Annotated in this window: 3 protein-coding genes; 1 reads left to right on the forward strand and 2 read right to left on the reverse strand. The window is 62.1% G+C overall.

Annotation, left to right across the window (positions count from 1 at the left end; all coding sequences use genetic code 11):
* The first annotated feature begins 172 nt into the window (after positions 1 to 172).
* Positions 173 to 1,105: a serine hydrolase gene (locus tag Q4E95_RS12105; RefSeq protein ID WP_303383546.1), complete on the forward strand. Its 933-nt coding sequence runs from the start codon at positions 173 to 175 to the stop codon at positions 1,103 to 1,105.
* A 45-nt stretch (positions 1,106 to 1,150) separates the two neighbouring features.
* Here the strand turns inward: Q4E95_RS12105 and Q4E95_RS12110 are convergent, their stop codons facing one another.
* Together Q4E95_RS12110 and Q4E95_RS12115 are read right to left on the reverse strand one after the other, a co-directional pair.
* Positions 1,151 to 1,966 (reverse strand): AAA family ATPase, encoded by an 816-nt coding sequence (locus tag Q4E95_RS12110; RefSeq protein ID WP_303383547.1) that lies wholly within the window; start codon positions 1,964 to 1,966, stop codon positions 1,151 to 1,153.
* Positions 1,963 to 3,354: Mu transposase C-terminal domain-containing protein (locus Q4E95_RS12115; RefSeq protein WP_303383548.1), on the reverse strand; the 1,392-nt coding region annotated here is incomplete at its 5' end. The genes Q4E95_RS12110 and Q4E95_RS12115, both read right to left, overlap by 4 nt.

Genomic DNA, 3,354 nt, shown 5'->3' on the forward strand with positions numbered 1-3,354 from the left:
TGTGACTTTGTCCGCTAAATGGCGTGACATCTTGATCGCTGTGTGGCGCCCTCAGAGTGTCCACTCGTGAGACGCGTCGCCGGTAGGGTGAACAGGTATGAAACCCGCCTGTCTCACAAACGCATCAACGACAGACGGTGACACCGCTCTGGCAGGCCTTCTACTCAACTCCTTGCCGCTCAAGCGCCCCGTCTATGCCGCCTGTCTCGCCACAGTCGGCCCGGCAGGCACTCGCATCGCCACGATCGGGTGCGACCTGCAGAAAACGTTCCACATCGGTTCAATCAGCAAAGCCCTCAACGGCTTGATCTATACCGACATGGTGCAGACCAGGCTGATCTCACCGCACGACCGGCTCGAAGACTACCTCCCCCTGACCGGAACAGCTGCCGGTGAAGCGACTTTGGAGTCCTGTCTGACCCACACCTCAGGACTGCCTGCCACCGGCGGGGGAATCCGCTCAGCAGCCCGAGCGCTCAGTGCTGTACTGACAGGTGGTGATCCACAACCCGAGAACCTCGCCGATCTGATGAACCAACTTCGCCGATCGCGTGTCCGTCATGCCGGGCGCTTCAGCTACTCCAACCTCGCTGCCTCAGCATTGGGCCACGCGTTAGCGGCCGCCGACGGGGCGGACTACCCGACGCTGGTGCGAAACAGGCTGACGATACCGCTGGGGTGTTCACGCCTGCGCGCTCAGCAACCTGCACAGCGAAACCTCCCGCATGACCTCAACGCTGTCACCGTGTGGGGCACTGACCAACTGCCCTGGACCGGGCAAGGCTATGGACCGGCCGGAGTGATCAGGGGAAGCGCCCATGATTTCGCCACGGTCATGTCAACCCTTCTCGCCGATGACTGTGTCTACGAGGATGCTTTCCGAGTGCGCTTCACTGATGACACTGAATCTGTCGCGGCGGGGTGGTTTGTTGAAGACAGATCCGATCGACCCCTGGTGTGGCACAACGGTTACGCCTCCGGATTCGGCGCTCACATGGTGCTGGATCGCCAGCGCCGACGAGGGGCGTTCATCTCGGTGGTCAGCCCGTATCCCGACGCGGACATCGAGCCCGTCGCGATGACAATGCTGGATGCGGCGGTGTAAGCGACATCCTCTGTACGAGGCCACGACGACAGCAGGACGTTCTCTTCAGTGCCCGAGGACCAGGGTGCTGGCAGCAGCCTCAATGACATCGTCGGTGATGGTCTCCAACTCGTTGATCTTCAACACCCGCTTGATCTGGGGGAACAATCGCTCCACTACGCGGAAGTTGCCGCGGGTCAGTCGCTCGATCGCGGCGATGGCTTGCGCATCTGTGAAGTCCTCCGGGTCCAGTTCTCTACCTAGGCGCTTGTAGTGCCGGTTCAGCACGAACAGCAGCTCGTCTTTGCCCAGGGCACGGTAGCGATGAGAGAACCCAAGCCGGCTGAACAGCTGGGGGTAGTGCCGGAAGCGCTGGTCAATGCCGGGCATGCCGATGAACATGATCGCCACACCGTCACGATCATGGATGTCGCGCAGCATCTCCAGGGCGGTGGGAGGCAATCGTTCTGCCTCATCAATGATGATCAGTTGGGTGAGCTTCTCACCACTGGATCTGCGCATGTGGAGCCTGTCTCGCTGCCCGGTGGCCATCAGATGCTCCATGATGCAGGCATCGAGTTTTCCCCGGTAGAACTCGATGTCCTTGATCAACGTCCGGTACTTCGGTTGTACCTCAGGGGTGTAGAAGATGGTCCGGGTCCGATGGGCCGTCGCGTAGATGGCCAGGTCTGATTCGCTGCGTGGCCCCCAGGCGTCGATGAACGTTCCCAGGGTGTCCCAGTGGGCGTACCGTCTGGCGGACTGTGTTTTGCCGACTCCTGCCTCGCCGTGGCAGATGCCGATGGTGGTGTCTTTGCGGATGGCGTTGGCGAACTCGACGAAGCGGCGGTGTTCTTTGGTGACGATGAAGTCGCGGCTCATGGTGACAGGTCCTCTTCGTAGGTCCGCAGGCGAGACGCACGGCCACGCAGACGTGGCGTTTCGGCGTTCACATCGGGGTTCACAGGGGCACGGTCTGTTGGGCGTGCCTCGTGGGTGGGGATGCGCTCGTTGATTTCGGCACGTAGTTGACGTCGTCGGCGTCGACGAGCGGCCTGGATATCTGCCAGGCTGTAGCGCTGGTTGGGGTGGTCTTCATCCACGGCGACGCACAGCAACGTGTCGTGGTCGTAGACCCGGATCTCGGAGAGGTCCCTCGGGTCGTAGCGGATGGTGACGTCATGGCCGACAAAAGGTGCCAGGGTCGGACTGAGGTAGCGCTGTCCTTGGAAGTGGATGCCGTCTCGCTGCACCCGGCGGTGGGTGGAGACCCGCAGCAGGAGCCCGTCGAGTTCTTCCAGGTTCTCTGGCATCCTGGGAATCCATCCCCGTCCGATCCACGCGGCCTTCGGGCTGGTGTTGATTGAAGAATGCGTGCGTTGGTTATAGCTGCTGATGAACTCGCCGACAGCGGTATCCAGGCTTGTCAGGTCCAGTACGGGGTGTGGGTTTCGGACGCCAGGGGCAAGGTGGCCGGGCAGGGTGGTGAGCAGTTCGGTGTTGACGGTGCTGAAGAACCGCTCGATCTTGCCGCGCCCCTGCGGACGGGCAATAGTTGAATGGATGATCCGGATCTTCAGCGCTGTCGTGGTGTATGTGATGTGGCCACTGGTGAAGTCGGAGCCGTGATCGACATAGAGGACGTCGGGAATACCGCACATCGCCCAAGTGGGGTCTGTTTTCCGCCAGATAGCTTGGCGTAGTGCCAGGGCGGTGTTCATCGCTGAGGGCGCGGTGGTGGTGACCATGTAGCCGCACACTGCCCGGGAGTAGTCGTCGATGATGATGGTGAGCCAGGGGCGAGTCGGCGTGCCGTCCGGGTTCTGGATGAGAATGTCGAGTTGGGTGTGATCGGCCTGCCAGATGGCGTTGGGGCGTTCAGCCCGGTGCCGGTAGACGAGTTCGTGTCGATCCCGGTAGGACGCCGGGCCCTCCAAGGCGAGGGTGACCATCGCCGGGTCAAGCGCTTGGATGATGCCACGCACCGTGGCGTAGCTGGGTGGTTTCACCGATAGTTGCTGTGCTCGGGAGTTCACCAGGCGGTGCAGGGCGGCCATCGATGGACGTGGCCTGGTGAGCCCGAGGTGTTCTATGTAGGCGACCAGTTCCGCGGATATGCGATGTGCCCCGGCATCGGATCGTGTGGTGGTGCGCAGACCGTGGATTCCGTCGGCCCGGTAGCGGGCAGCCCACCGGGATAGAGTGCGGGTGCTGATGCCGGTGGACCGTGCCAGGTCGGTCAGGGTGATGCCGTCTTCGATGTGCAGGCG

It is taken from the genome of Kocuria sp. (genome assembly GCF_030536815.1).
GTDB lineage: Bacteria > Actinomycetota > Actinomycetes > Actinomycetales > Micrococcaceae > Kocuria > Kocuria gwangalliensis.

Coding starts and splice junctions, on each gene's coding strand:
- Q4E95_RS12110 (WP_303383547.1), bottom strand. CDS start 1,966: ATGAGCCGCGACTTCATCGTCACCAAAGAACACCGCCGCTTCGTCGAG.